At 67.6% G+C, this 13,472-nt stretch carries 13 protein-coding genes; 11 read left to right on the forward strand and 2 right to left on the reverse strand.

Annotation, left to right across the window (positions count from 1 at the left end; all coding sequences use genetic code 11):
• The first annotated feature begins 48 nt into the window (after nt 1-48).
• Nucleotides 49-516: an Imm1 family immunity protein gene (locus tag OG205_RS40480; protein ID WP_330273083.1), complete on the forward strand. Its 468-nt coding sequence runs from the start codon at nt 49-51 to the stop codon at nt 514-516.
• 30 nt (nt 517-546) lie between these two features.
• Nucleotides 547-1,827, forward strand: coding sequence for an FAD-dependent oxidoreductase (locus tag OG205_RS40485; RefSeq protein WP_330273084.1), 1,281 nt, complete (start codon nt 547-549; stop codon nt 1,825-1,827).
• On the opposite strand, the gene pucL is transcribed toward OG205_RS40485, so the two are convergent.
• Nucleotides 1,754-2,632, reverse strand: a complete 879-nt coding sequence (gene pucL, locus OG205_RS40490; protein WP_330273085.1) for a factor-independent urate hydroxylase — start codon at nt 2,630-2,632, stop codon at nt 1,754-1,756. The genes OG205_RS40485 and pucL overlap by 74 nt on opposite strands.
• 2 nt (nt 2,633-2,634) lie before the next feature.
• Nucleotides 2,635-3,156 (reverse strand): 2-oxo-4-hydroxy-4-carboxy-5-ureidoimidazoline decarboxylase, encoded by a 522-nt coding sequence (gene uraD / locus OG205_RS40495; protein ID WP_330273086.1) that lies wholly within the window; start codon nt 3,154-3,156, stop codon nt 2,635-2,637.
• Between the two features lie 100 nt (nt 3,157-3,256).
• Here uraD and OG205_RS40500 point away from each other — a divergent pair, with 100 nt between their 5' ends.
• The 9 genes from OG205_RS40500 (at nt 3,257) to OG205_RS40540 (ending at nt 13,466) form a co-directional block, all read left to right on the forward strand.
• The gene (locus tag OG205_RS40500) at nt 3,257-4,003 is read left to right on the forward strand and encodes a hydroxypyruvate isomerase family protein (protein ID WP_330273087.1); all 747 of its coding nucleotides are present in this window, start codon (nt 3,257-3,259) and stop codon (nt 4,001-4,003) included.
• Complete coding sequence (locus tag OG205_RS40505; protein WP_330273088.1) at nt 4,000-4,857, forward strand: NAD(P)-dependent oxidoreductase; 858 nt, start codon at nt 4,000-4,002, stop codon at nt 4,855-4,857. The genes OG205_RS40500 and OG205_RS40505 overlap by 4 nt, the downstream gene beginning before the upstream one ends.
• A gap of 3 nt (nt 4,858-4,860) precedes the next feature.
• Complete coding sequence (gcl, locus tag OG205_RS40510) at nt 4,861-6,561, forward strand: glyoxylate carboligase (RefSeq protein ID WP_330273089.1); 1,701 nt, start codon at nt 4,861-4,863, stop codon at nt 6,559-6,561.
• Nucleotides 6,558-7,562, forward strand: coding sequence for a glycerate kinase family protein (locus OG205_RS40515; RefSeq protein ID WP_330273090.1), 1,005 nt, complete (start codon nt 6,558-6,560; stop codon nt 7,560-7,562). Before gcl ends, OG205_RS40515 begins: the two co-directional genes overlap by 4 nt.
• A 5-nt stretch (nt 7,563-7,567) precedes the next feature.
• The gene (gene allB / locus OG205_RS40520; RefSeq protein ID WP_330273091.1) at nt 7,568-8,872 is read left to right on the forward strand and encodes an allantoinase AllB; all 1,305 of its coding nucleotides are present in this window, start codon (nt 7,568-7,570) and stop codon (nt 8,870-8,872) included.
• Nucleotides 8,869-9,861, forward strand: a complete 993-nt coding sequence (gene alc, locus OG205_RS40525; protein WP_330273092.1) for an allantoicase — start codon at nt 8,869-8,871, stop codon at nt 9,859-9,861. The genes allB and alc overlap by 4 nt, the downstream gene beginning before the upstream one ends.
• A gap of 112 nt (nt 9,862-9,973) precedes the next feature.
• Nucleotides 9,974-11,509: an alpha/beta hydrolase gene (locus tag OG205_RS40530; RefSeq protein WP_330273093.1), complete on the forward strand. Its 1,536-nt coding sequence runs from the start codon at nt 9,974-9,976 to the stop codon at nt 11,507-11,509.
• 278 nt (nt 11,510-11,787) lie between these two features.
• Nucleotides 11,788-13,131, forward strand: coding sequence for an ammonium transporter (locus OG205_RS40535; protein ID WP_330273094.1), 1,344 nt, complete (start codon nt 11,788-11,790; stop codon nt 13,129-13,131).
• Nucleotides 13,128-13,466, forward strand: a complete 339-nt coding sequence (locus tag OG205_RS40540) for a P-II family nitrogen regulator (protein WP_030479675.1) — start codon at nt 13,128-13,130, stop codon at nt 13,464-13,466. Before OG205_RS40535 ends, OG205_RS40540 begins: the two co-directional genes overlap by 4 nt.
• The last annotated feature ends 6 nt before the right edge of the window (nt 13,467-13,472 follow it).

Below are 13,472 nucleotides of genomic sequence, written 5' to 3' on the forward strand. Positions count from 1 at the left end.
TGTCAATGGGTGTCGAATAGTGCGGGCAATGGGTGCAGGGTGGCTCGCATGAGCATGCGAGCGGGCCTGTGGACCGGGCTACCCGACCTCGACGCTGCCGAGCACAAGTACCAGGTCGTCGCGTGCGAGGCGGACGTGGACACGTTGATCAGGCTGCTGGGGCGGCCGGAGTGCAACGACGGATCGCTCGACCACTTCGGCCGCGACCTCACCTCCGAGGGCGACCCGGACCACAACGTCGTGCTCGCCGTGCGCGGCGCGTGGGGCTACATGTACTACGTCGACAACAGCTTCATGGGCTGGCCCAAGGGGTCCGAGGAAGCGCCGTACGTCAACGAGAAGTACACGGACTTCCCTCCCGGCGTCGGCGTTCCGCTCGGCCTGTTCCGGCAGCTGCTGATCGAGTTCATGATCTCCGGCGAACGGCCGACCAGCGTCGGCTGGTACTCCGAGGCCGACCTGTTCCACTCGTGGCGTGATCAGCAGATGTCCTTGCGCACGACCGAGAACCGCTGACTCTCAGCTGATCGCTGGTTGAATGGCCTCATGAAGGCCGTGGTGATAGGTGGGGGAATCGCCGGGTTGCTGGCGGCTCGCGTGCTCGGCGAGTCCCACGACGTCGTTGTCCTGGAACGCGACAAGCTGACGAACGAGCCGGAGCATCGCGCGGGCGTGCCGCAGGGCAGGCACACGCACGGACTGCTGGTGCGCGGCGGCGAACTCCTGGAAGAGCTGTTTCCCGGGCTGCGCGACGAACTCGTGGCGGAGGGGGCGGTGCTCGCCGACGCGGGGGACATGCAGATCCTCAACCCTCTTGGCTGGCTCGCCACGACGCACATGGGCCTGCCGCTGTTGTCGCTGAGCCGTCCGCTGCTGGAGACCTGCATCAGGCGGCGCGCCACCGCCGAGATCGTGGACGGCGTGCACATCACCGGGCTGTCGTTTCGCGACGGCAATGTCGACGGCGTGCTCACCCGTGACGGCAGGATCGACGCGGACCTGGTCGTCGACGCGTCCGGAAGGTCGTCGAAGCTGGCGGCCTGGCTCACCGAAGCCGGGATCACCACGCCGGAACCCGAGGTGGTCGACTCCGGTACCGGGTACGCGACCCGGATCTACACCGCGCCGGAGGACTTTCCCGTGGTGTACGCGGAAAGCCTGTCCGCACCGAACCTGCCGCGCGGCGTCGCGGCGATGCGCGTCGAGGGCGACCGGATCATGGTCACCGCACAGGGCGCGATCGGTGATCACCCGCCGCGCGACCTCGACGGCTACCAGGAGTTCCTGGACTCGTTGCGGGTACCGATCTCCAAGATGCTCGCCGACGCCGAACCGCTCACACCCGTCTACCTGTTCGCGCGCACGGCCAGTCGTCGCAACGCTTTCGAGGACCTGGCGAACTGGCCGGGCGGACTCGTGGCGGTGGGAGACGCCGTGTGCGCGTTCAACCCCGTGTACGGGCAAGGGATCACGGTGGCCGCGATGGAGGCGCTGTTGTTCCGGCGGCACAAGGACTTCAGCGCCAAGGGATGCCGGGCGTTCCAGCGGAAGATCGCGAAGGCCTCGAAGGCGTCGTGGGCGATGTCCAGCAACGCCGACCGCAGCTGGGTGGAGACCCGGCGCGGCGGCCTGCTCGGCTGGTACCTGAAGAAGTGGCAGGCCGGGATCGTGCAGGATCCCGACCTGTTCCGCCGCTTCGTCCGGGTCGTGCACATGGTCGCCACGCCGGCGTCCCTGCTCAACCCGGTGGTGTTCAGAAGGTTGGCAAAGTACTCCAGGCCTGGCCGGCGTCCGGAGCGTCGTCCCGCAGGATCGACCCCTCGATGAGCCCGTACGGGCGGTCCGCGGCGTAGAAGACCTCGTTGTCGTTCTCCAGGCCGAACGCGCTCAGGTCCACCAGGAAGTGGTGCTTGTTCGGCATGGAGAGCCGCACCTCGGCGACCTCCGGGCGTGCGTTCAGCACCGCCTCGCCCATCGCGTACAGCGTCTGCTGCAACGACAGGGAGTGCTTGTCCGCGAACGTCTTCAGCATCACGGACCGGATCTCCGTGAACGACTTCGCCCAGTCGACGTCCGTGCCGGCGTAACGCCAGCGGGCCGTCACGGACGTCGCGAGGATGCGGTCGTCGGTCTCCTTCAACGTCGTGTACGGGTCCTTCGGATAGCCGTGGAACTCCGAACCCGTCGACTTCAGCACCACGAGGTCGCGTACGCCCGACACGACCCACGCCTGTGAGCCCTCGATCGTCACGGCGGTGGTGCGCTTCTCGTTCGACCCCTGCGAGAACGCGTGGTCGTGGCCGTCGATGCGCTCCCACGCGTGCTCGTCGATCAGGACCCGCGCGCCGGAAATGGCTTCCTGCGTGCCCACGAAGTGGCGGCCCAGGCGCAGCGCGAAGTCCTCGATCTCACCGACGGGCGCCTCCTTCGCGAAGGCGTAGACGGTGTTCTTCTGCGTGTCGGTCGCGAGCACCTTGGTGTTGTCACCGGTGAGGTGCGTGTCGGAGAGGTCTCCGCGCAGCGAGGTGCTGACGGTCAGGTCTTTGATGGTGTGCACGGAACCGTTGCGCAACACCGTGACGAGGCGGTTCTCCGCCTTTCCGTACTGGTTGGGGCCCAGGACGATGGCCATGTTCAGCTCCCGATCAGCTTCTGCAGCCGCAAGGCGGCGATCTTCGCGAGTTCGTCGTTGACGACGCGGAGCTCGACGTCCGGCGGGTTGTCCATCCGGGTGGACAGGTTGCCGAGCATCTCCGCACCGCTCAGGCCGGTCGCGCACACCAGGTAGATGTGCCCGAACCGATCCTCGTACGCGGCGTTGGCGGCCGCCAGGCGATCAGCCTGGGAGCTGTCCACGCCGGACTGTTCGGACCGCGACCACTTCGCCGACACCCCACCTGTCTTCTGTCGTTCGCCGATGCGCGGGTGCCCGGCGATGGCGCCGAGCACCTCCTCGTCGGAAAGTCCTTGTGCGGCAACCGAAGAAGCCGCGAGGAGTGCATCCATCGACGCGTAGGGCCTGCCCGCCACCATCGCGTCGATCCAGCGGGGTACCGCGAGGCACTCGGTGAGCAGAGGTCGCAGTTCGGCCTCCGGGGCGCTGTTGAAGCTGTCCACGGCTCTCCAAGTTTCTGTATCGCGGAATCTAACTTCCACATTCTTGACCTGGGTCGAGCGAGATGTCTAGTGTCTCCATAGAGCGAAATCCAACTTCCGCAGAGTGGAATTTCCCCTGGGTGGGAAGGAACAGCCCAAGATGTTCGACGCAAACCTGTCCATGCTCTTCACGGAGCTACCCCTGCTGGAGCGTCCGGCAGCGGCACGCGCCGCCGGGTTCGACGCGGTCGAGATCTGGTGGCCGTTCGCGGACGCCGTACCCGAGACACGGGAGATCGAGGCGTTCGAGAACGCCATCGTCGACGCGCAGGTGCGCCTCGTCGGCCTCAACTTCTTCGCGGGCGACATGCCGGCGGGAGATCGCGGGCTCACGAGCTGGCCGGGCCGCGAGACGGAGTTCCGGACGAACGTCGAGATCACCACGGCCATCGCGGCCCGCCTCGGCTGCCGCACGCTCAACGCGTTGCACGGCAACTTCGAGACGACCGCGCAGACCGTCTCCAACTACCGCTTCGCCGCCGACGTCGCGGCGGAGATCGGCGCCCAGCTCGTGATCGAACCGCTCAGCGGCGCGCCGAAGTACCCGATCAAGACCGCCCACCAGGCGTTCGAGCTCATCGACGAGATCGACCGCGGCAACGTGAAGCTGCTCGCGGACCTCTACCACCTCGCCACGAACGGCGACGACCTCGACATCCTCGCCGACCACGTCGACCGCATCGGTCACGTGCAGATCGCCGACGCTCCCGGACGCGGTGAGCCCGGCACCGGCGAGCTCGACCTCTTCGGGCACCTGCAGAAACTCCGCGCCAACGGCTACACGGGCTTCGTCGGCGCCGAGTACAAGCCCGTCACCCACTCCTTCGCTTGGAGGGATCAAGCATGACCCGCATCGGTTTCATCGGACTCGGCATCATGGGCAGCCCGATGGCGGCCCACCTCGTAGCCGCCGGGCACGACGTGACGGGCTTCGACCTCAGTTCAGCCTCGCTCGAGAAGCTCGTCGCCGACGGTGGCAAAGCCGCGGCATCCGCCCAGGAGGCCGTGAGCGGCGCCGAGGTCGTCATCACGATGCTGCCGAACCACCCGCAGGTCGAGGCGGTGATCGACGAGGTCACGTTCGACGACGGCACGCTGCTGATCGACATGAGCACGATCCGCCCGTCCACGTCGATCGGGATCGCGAAGAAACTCGGCAACATCCGCGTGCTCGACGCGCCGGTCAGCGGCGGTCAGACCGGTGCCGTGCAGGCGAGTCTGAGCATCATGGTCGGTGGCGACGAGGCCGACTTCGCCGCAGCCAGGCCGTTCCTGGAGGTCGTCGGCAAGACGATCGTCCACGTCGGACCGCACGGTGCCGGCCAGGTCGTGAAGGCCGCGAACCAGCTGATGGTCGGCGGCATCTACGCCCTCGTGGCCGAGTCGATCGTGCTGCTGGAGGCGTCCGGCGTCGACCCGAAGGCCGGCCTCGACGTGCTCGCGGGCGGTCTCGCGGCGAACCGGATCCTGGACCTGAAGCGCGAGTCGATGATCGCGCGCGAGTTCCAGCCCGGCTTCCGGATCGACCTGCACCACAAGGACATGGGCATCGCACTGGACGCGGCACGCGCCGCCGACGTCGCGCTGCCGGTCACCAACCAGATCGCCGCGCTGGTCGCGGCGGCACGCGCGCAGGGTTACGGGTCGCTCGACCACTCCGCGCTGCTCAAGGTCATCGAGAACTTCGCGGGAAGGTCCTGACAAATGCCGAAGATCCCAGTCATGCAAGCGGTCGTCGAGGTCCTGAAGTCCGAGGGCATCGACACCGTGTTCGGCTGCCCCGGCGCCGCGATCCTGCCGCTGTACAAGGCGATGGAGCAGGACGGTTCGATCGAGCACCTGATCGTGCGGCACGAGGAGGGCGCCACGCACATGGCGGACGGCTGGTCGCGCACGACCGGCAACGTCGGCGTCGCGATCGGCACCTCGGGTCCCGCCGGCACGAACATGATCACCGGGCTCTACACCGCGCAGGCCGACTCCGTGCCGATCCTCTGCATCACCGGCCAGGCCGCGGTGTCGAAGCTGCACCAGGAGGCGTTCCAGGCCGTCGACATCGTCTCGATCGCCGCTCCTGTCACGAAGTGGGCGGTGCAGGTCAAGGAAGCCGCGCAGATGCCGTGGATCTTCCGCGAGGCGTTCCGGATCGCCCGCTCCGGCCGTCCGGGCCCGGTCCTGATCGACCTGCCGATCGACGTGCAGAAGCAGGAGATCGAGTGGGACTCGAGCATCGACGAACCGTTGCCGGTGCCCAAAATCGTGCCTTCCGACGCACGGGTCGAGCGCGCGCTGGAGATGTTGCTGGCCGCGGAACGCCCACTGCTGCTCGCGGGTGGCGGTGTCATCCTCGGCGAGGCGTCCGCCGAACTGCTGGACCTGGCTGAGTTCCTGCAGATCCCGATCCAGGCCACGCTGATGGGCAAGGGCGCCATCGACGAGGACCACCCGCTCTACGCGGGCATGACCGGCATCCAGACCTCGCAGCGCTACGGCAACGCGTCGTTCCTGGAGTCGGACCTGGTGCTGGCGCTGGGCGCGCGCTTCGGCGACCGGCACACCGGTGACCTCGCGACCTATCGGGGCGACCGCAAGTTCATCCACGTCGACGTCGAGCCGACGCAGATCGGCAAGGTGTTCGGTCCCGACCTCGGGATCGTCGCGGACACCAAGCTCTTCCTGCAGGCACTCCTCGGAAAAGCGAAGGCTCGTGGACCGCGGGCGGCCGGCGAGTGGGTCGACCGCTGCCAGGAGCTCAAGCGGACGCTGCTGCGGCGCGAGGACTTCGAGACAGTGCCGGTCAAGGCGCCGCGGGTCTTCAAGGAGATCAACGAGTTCTACGGCCCGGACACCTACTTCGTCACGGCCATCGGGCTCTACCAGATCTGGTCCGGCCAGCACCAGAAGGCGCACAAGCCGCGGCACTACCAGGTCTGCGGCCAGGCCGGTCCCCTCGGCTGGGAGATCCCGGCGGCGATCGGCGTGAAGAAGGCCAGGCCGGACGCCGAGGTCGTCGGCATCGTCGGCGACTACTCGTTCCAGTTCCTGGTGGAGGAGCTCGCGGTCGGCGCCCAGTACGACGTGCCGTTCGTGCTGATCATGCTGAACAACGAGTACCTCGGCCTGATCCGGATGGCCGAGGACCACGGTGGCTACGACATGAAGTACGAGGTCGACATCCACTACGACACGAGTGGCTCGGACAACGTGAAGATCATGGAGGCCTACGGCTGCTCCGGCGTCCGGGTCGTCGATCCCGGCGAGATCCGCGGCTCGCTGGAGTGGGCGCGCAAGGAGGCAGACCGCACGTCACGGCCGGTGCTCGTGGAGATCATGATCGAACGCGAGGGCAACACCGCGAACGGCACGTCGATCGCCGCGATGAAGGAATTCGAGCCGCTGCCGTGAGTTCAGTGATCGTCGCGCCGGACAAGTTCAAGGGATCGCTCACCGCCCCGCAGGTCGCTGCCGCCGTCGCGCGCGGCCTGCGGGAGGCGGTCCCGGACGTGGACGTGCGCCTCCTCCCGGTGGCCGACGGCGGCGACGGCACCGTCGACGCCGCCGTCGCCGCCGGGTTCGTGAAGGTGGGGCGCTGGGTAACCGGGCCTGCAGGGCGGCCCGTGCCCGCGTCCTTCGCGGTCAAGGGCACGACCGCCGTGGTCGAGGTGGCCTCGGCGGCCGGGCTGACGTTGCTGGAACGGCCCTCGCCCCTCGACGCCACCAGCTACGGCGTCGGTGAGCTGCTGAAAGCCGCTCTGGACGTCGGCTGCACCACGATCGTGCTCGGGCTGGGCGGCAGCGCGTGCACGGACGGCGGCGCCGGGATGCTGGAGGCGCTGGGCAAGGCGTCGTTCGACGGCGTCGACCTCGTGCTGGCCTCGGACGTGGACAACCCGCTGCTCGGTCCAACCGGAGCCGCGGCGGTCTACGGGCCGCAGAAGGGAGCGTCACCCGAGCAGGTGAAGGTCCTCGAAGCGCGGCTCGAGGCGTTCGCCCAGCGCGTCGGCCCCGAGCACGCGTCGGAACCGGGAGCGGGCGCGGCCGGCGGGATCGGGTTCGCGGCGCTCGCGGTGCTGGGCGCGCGGTTCCGGCCCGGCATCGAGGTGGTGCTGGAACTGGCCGGGTTCGCGCAGGCCGTGGCGGACGCGTCGCTGGTGGTCACGGGCGAGGGATCGCTGGACGCGCAGACCCGGCACGGCAAGGCGCCGTACGGGGTGGTCAAGGCCTCGGGTGACGTGCCGGTGGTCGCGGTGGCGGGGCAGTGCTCGGTCGAACCCGGTGACCTGGGGCTCAAGGCCGCCTACGCGCTGTTGGACATCGAGCCGGACGTGACCCGGTGCATGGCTCAGGCGGAGACGCTGCTGGTTGATCTCGGCGGTCGCATCGCCCGCGACTGGGTGTCAGAGTGAGTGCCATGGACCTGGTCTTCCGCGCCCGCAGGGTCGTGACCCCGCAGGGTGAGATCGCGTGCGACGTCGGTGTGACCGACGGCCGGATCGTGGCCGTCGAGCCCCGCATCGACTCGCCGAACGTCGTGCACCTGGCGGACGACGAGATGTTGCTGCCAGGCCTGGTCGACACGCACGTGCACGTCAACGACCCAGGTCGCAGCGACTGGGAGGGCTTCGAGACCGCGACCCGTGCCGCAGCCGCTGGTGGCGTCACGACGATCATCGACATGCCGCTCAACAGCATCCCGCCGACGGTCGAGGTGGCGGCGCTGGAGATCAAGCGCAAGGCCGCCGCGGCAGTGTCGGTGGACGTCGGGTTCTGGGGCGGGATCATCCCCGGCAACCTCGCCGACCTGAAGCCGTTGCACGAGGCCGGCGTCTTCGGCTTCAAGTGCTTCCTGCTGCACTCGGGCGTGGACGAGTTCCCGGCCGTGACGACCGCCGAACTGGAAGCGGCTCTCCGGCAGCTGGCCACGCTCGACGCGTTGACGATCGTGCACGCCGAGGACGCGCACACGGTCCGTGACTCGGAGCCGGACTACGCGGGCTTCCTGGCGTCACGGCCGCGCGAGGCCGAGAACAAGGCGATCAGCGACGTCGTGGAACTGACCCGCAGGACCGGCGCGCGCACGCACGTCCTGCACCTCTCGTCGTCGGACGCGCTCTCGATCCTGGAGGCCGCGAAGCGCGACCGGTTGCAGATCACCGCCGAGACCTGCCCGCACTACCTCACGTTCACCGCCGAGGAGATCCACGACGGGCAGACGGAGTTCAAGTGCTGCCCGCCGATCCGTGAGGCGGAGAACCGCGAGGCGTTGTGGCAGGGGCTGCGCGACGGCGTGATCGACCTGGTCGTCAGCGACCACTCGCCGAGCACGGTGGAGCTGAAGGAAGGCGACTTCGCGACGGCGTGGGGTGGCATCGCGTCGTTGCAGCTCGGTCTGCCGGCGGTGTGGACGGGCGCACGGGAGCGCGGCTTCCAGCTCACGGACGTCGTCCGCTGGATGGCCACGCATCCGGCGCGCCAGGTCGGGTTGGAGACCAAGGGCGCCATCGAGGTCGGCAAGGACGCGGACTTCGTGGTGTTCGCACCGGACGAGACCTTCGTGGTGGACAAGAACAAGCTCCACCACCGCAACCCGGTCACGCCGTACCACGGCCGCACGCTGAACGGCGTCGTGCGTCAGACGTGGTTGCGGGGCAAGGAAATCAGTCAGACCAGGGCAAGTTTGCCCAAAGGAAAGCTGCTCAGAAGAGGAGAAGCATGACCGAGTGGACCCGGCTGCCCGATCTCGCCTCGCGCGCGGTCGGAGGTGGTGTGGTGTGGGCGAACGACGAGCTGTTCGCCGAGCGGGAGAACCTGATCAAGCCCGCCGAGCCGGTCTACCAGACCTACACCTTCGGTCACAAAGGCCAGGTCTACGACGGCTGGGAGACCCGCCGCCGTCGTGAGGCGGGCGTGGACCAGGCGGTGGTCAGGCTCGGCATGCCCGGTGTCGTGCGCGGGATCGTCGTCGACACGGCGTTCTTCAAGGGCAACTACCCGCCGTTCTGCTGGGTCGAGGGCGCCCAGGTCGACGGCTATCCGGGCGCCGACGAGATCACCGAGTGGTTCCCGCTGGTCGAACGCACCGCGCTCAAAGGCGACGAGAAGCACTACTTCGACGTCACCGAGGGACGCCGCGTCACGCACGTACGGCTGACCATTGATCCGGACGGCGGTGTGGCTCGGTTGCGCGTGCACGGCGAACCGCTCGCGGACCCACGTCTGCTCGTGGGTGGCATCGACCTCGCCGCGCTGGAGAACGGTGCGGTCGTCACCGGCTGCAGCAACATGTTCTACAGCTCGCCCAACAACCTCATCGCCCCTGGGCAGGCCACGGTCATGGGGGAGGGCTGGGAGACCGCGCGCCGGCGTGACGACGGCAACGACTGGGTGTCGCTCAGGCTCGCCGCACCCGGTGCCGTGCAACTGGTCGAGCTCGACACCAGCCACTTCAAGGGCAACGCGCCAGGCTGGGCGTCCGTCCGCGGCTGCGACGAGCGCGCCGACCCGGACACGTGGTTCGACCTGCTCCCGCGCACCCGGCTGCAACCCGACACGCGGCATCGGTTCGTCGTGGAAACGACCGAGGTGACGGCGGTCCGGCTCGACATCTATCCGGATGGCGGCATGGCACGCCTCCGAATCCTCGGCACCCCTACGAGTGACGGCCTAGCCCACCTGCAGACGATGTGGGCCAAAACGACTAACTGACGGTGGTTGTACGACCACGGGCTGATTCTTCTCCCTACCTAGGTTGGTTGTCTGCGTCACACGATCGGTGGAAGCGTTCCTCCCGCAAGTTCGGGGATCAGGGAGGAATTCCATGCAACCGATGGTGCGCGCCTTTGGTGCCGCGATCGCCAGTTCTGCATTGGTTCTAGGAGCGAGTCAGGTCGCGATCGCGGCTCCGGAAGGGCAGCCGGAGTACCAGGTCGGCGCGGTCGACTGGAAGCCGTGCGAGGAGAAGCCGACGGTCGACTGCGGCTTCCTCGAGTTGCCGATCGACTACTCGAAGCCGAACGGTGAGAAGTTCAAGCTGGCCGTGTCGCGTCTCAAGGCGGCCGACCCGTCCAAGCGCATCGGCGCGATGGTGATCAACCCCGGTGGACCGGGTGGTTCGGGCGTCGACTTCTCGATGTTCGCGGACCAGTACTTCAGCAAGGAGATCATCGACAAGTTCGACGTCATCGGGTTCGACCCGCGTGGTGTCGCGCGCAGTGCGCCGATCAAGTGCTCCGCGGAGTTGCTGCAGAAGACGCCGTCGAGCTACCCGAAGACCAAGGCCGAGTTCGACGCGCTGGTCACGTTCAACAAGGTGCTGCGCGAGGACTGCGCCAAGCAGAGCGGCGCGATCTTCAACTTCGCCTCGACCGACGAGGTGGCGCAGGACATCGACGCCATCCGCCGCGCGCTGGGCGAGAAGAAGATCAACTACTACGGCATCTCGTACGGCACGATCATGGGCCAGCACTACGCGGAGAAGTTCGGCAAGAACATCCGCGCCATGATCATCGACTCCAACATGGATCACAGCCTCGGCACGAAGCAGTTCCTCGACTCCGAGGCGCGCACGGCTGAGGACTCGTTCAACGAGTGGATCAAGTGGAACGACCGGGACGCGTCGTCGCCGTTCCACGGTCAGGACCTCCGCAAGATCTGGAAGGACCTGCTCGCGAAGGCGGAGCGCGGCGAGGTGCCCGCGCCTTGGGACCCGAACGCCAAGCTGACGCCGGAGGACCTCGGCGGCGGTGTGGTCAGCATGGCCTACGGGCCGAACTGGAAGGGTTTCGCCGACCAGATCAAGCAGATCATCGACGGCGCGCAGGCGCCGAAGGCGGCCTTCTCGGCCTTCGCGGCCGAGGAGACGTTCGACAACCCGTTCCCCGGCATCTTCTGCAACGACTACAACCTTCGCGTCAGCTCGTGGGGCGAGTACCAGTCGCTGGTGAAGTCCGAGTACCGGATCGCGCCGAACACGCGTGGCTCCTCGCTGGGTCACGGCGCCATGATGGGCTGCGTCGGGTTCCCGAAGGCCACGAACCCGCAGCACCCGCTGAAGATCAAGAACTCTCCGAAGATCCTGCTCACCAACGCCAAGCACGACCCGGCGACGGCCTACGAGTGGGCGGTCAACGCGCACCGTCAGTCCCGTGACACCACCGTCTTCGTGACCTACGAAGGCTGGGGCCACGGCGTCTACGACCGCAGCGAGTGCACGCTGAAGATCAACAACGAGTACCTGGTCTCGCTGAAGCTGCCGCGCAACGGCACGTCGTGTGCCGCTGTCGAGCCTCCTGCCGAGGCGTCGATCATGTCCGCGAAGCCGCGGATCCCGGTGGGTCCGTTCTCGGTTCGCTAGCACCTGTCGGTCGCGATGCCCCCGGTGTTCGTGCCGGGGCATCGTGCTGTCACGAGCGACCTCCAACGAGGAGCCCGTGTCCCCGGAAAGCAGGAGCTTCGCGCTACGTCTCGTGACCACTTCGCCGCCGTGAGGTGGCCGAATCGAGTCCGTGAACGGCGTGAAACGCGGACGTAACAACGTGGGCCCCACAGTTCACCTCCGCGAAACGTTGGGCGTGGGTGGGTGAAACAGGACATCTCGATGCTCCCTGCAACCGACGTGCAGTGGAGGTCGAAGTGGATACAGGGGACACCGCCTGGGTGCTCACCAGCGCCGCATTGGTGCTGCTGATGACGCCGGGCCTTGCCTTCTTCTACGGAGGCATGGTCCGTTCGAAGAGCGTGCTCAACATGATGATGATGAGCCTGGGCGCTATGGCCGTGGTCGGTGTCCTGTGGGTGCTCTTCGGGTACTCGATGGCATTCGGCGCGGATGTCGGCGGAGGCCTGCTGGGCAAGCCGTTCGAGTACTTCGGCCTTGACGGGCTGCTGGCCGCCGACTCGTTGTTCGGCAAGATCCCGAGCACGGTGTTCGTGGCGTTCCAGGCGATGTTCGCGATCATCACGGTCGCGCTGATCTCCGGTGCGATCGCCGACCGCGCCCGCTTCGGCCCGTGGCTGCTGTTCGCCGGCCTGTGGGCCACGATCGTGTACTTCCCGGTCGCGCACTGGGTGTTCGACTTCGACGGCAAGGACGAGGCCGGCAACGTCATCGACCCCGGTGGCTGGATCGCCAACAAGCTTCTCGCGATCGACTTCGCCGGTGGTACGGCGGTGCACATCAACGCCGGTGCCGCTGGTCTGGCTCTCGCGATCGTGCTCGGCAAGCGCGTCGGCTGGCCGAAGGAGCCGATGAAGCCGCACAGCCTGCCGCTGGTCGTGCTCGGCGCCGGTCTGCTGTGGTTCGGCTGGTTCGGGTTCAACGCCGGTTCCGCCCTGGGCGCCAACGGCACCGCGGGCGTCACGTTCGTCAACACCATCGTCGCCACCTGCGCCGCGATGCTCGGCTGGCTGCTGACCGAGCGCATCCGGGACGGCAAGGCCACCACGCTCGGTGCCGCGTCGGGTGTCATCGCCGGTCTGGTCGCCATCACGCCCGCCTGCTCCGCCGTCACCCCGATCGGCGCCATCGCGATCGGTGCGATCACCGGTGTCCTCTGCGCCCTGGCCGTGTCGCTCAAGTACCGCTTCGGCTTCGACGACTCGCTCGACGTCGTCGGCGTGCACCTCGTCGGTGGTCTGTCCGGCACGATCCTGATCGGCCTGTTCGCCAGCGAGGCGGCCCCGGCCAAGATCAACGGTCTGTTCTACGGCGGCGGCGTCGACCAGCTCTGGCGTCAGGCCGTCGGTGCGTTCGCGGTGCTCGGCTACTCCTTCGTCCTGAGCCTCGCGCTCGGTTACCTGGTGAAGTTCACCGTCGGCTTCCGCGCGTCGGAAGAGGCCGAGGTCGCGAGCATCGACGAGGCTGAGCACGCTGAGCGCGCCTACGAGTACGGCAGCCTCACCAGTGCGCGTGGTACCGGCAAGCCGAGCGTGGCCGCTGGCGCGACCGCGGTCCTCGAGGGGAGCAACAAGAAATGAAGCTGGTCACCGCGATCATCAAGCCGTTCACGCTGGACGACGTGAAGGGCGCCCTCGAACAGCTCGGGGTGCTGGGCATGACGGTCAGTGAAGTGCAGGGCTACGGGCGCCAGAAGGGCCACACCGAGGTCTACCGCGGTGCGGAGTACTCGGTGGACTTCGTGCCCAAGATCAAGATCGAGGTCGTCATCGACGACACCGCCGTCGAGAAGGTGCTGGAAGCGGTGGTCGAGGCCGCCCGCACCGGCAAGATCGGTGACGGCAAGGTGTGGGTGACTCCGGTCGAAACCGTCGTTCGTGTGCGCACGGGCGAACGTGGATCGGATGCGCTTTAACAATTA

Source organism: Lentzea sp. NBC_00516 (assembly GCF_036346835.1).
In the GTDB taxonomy this organism is placed as follows: Bacteria; Actinomycetota; Actinomycetes; order Mycobacteriales; family Pseudonocardiaceae; genus Lentzea; species Lentzea sokolovensis.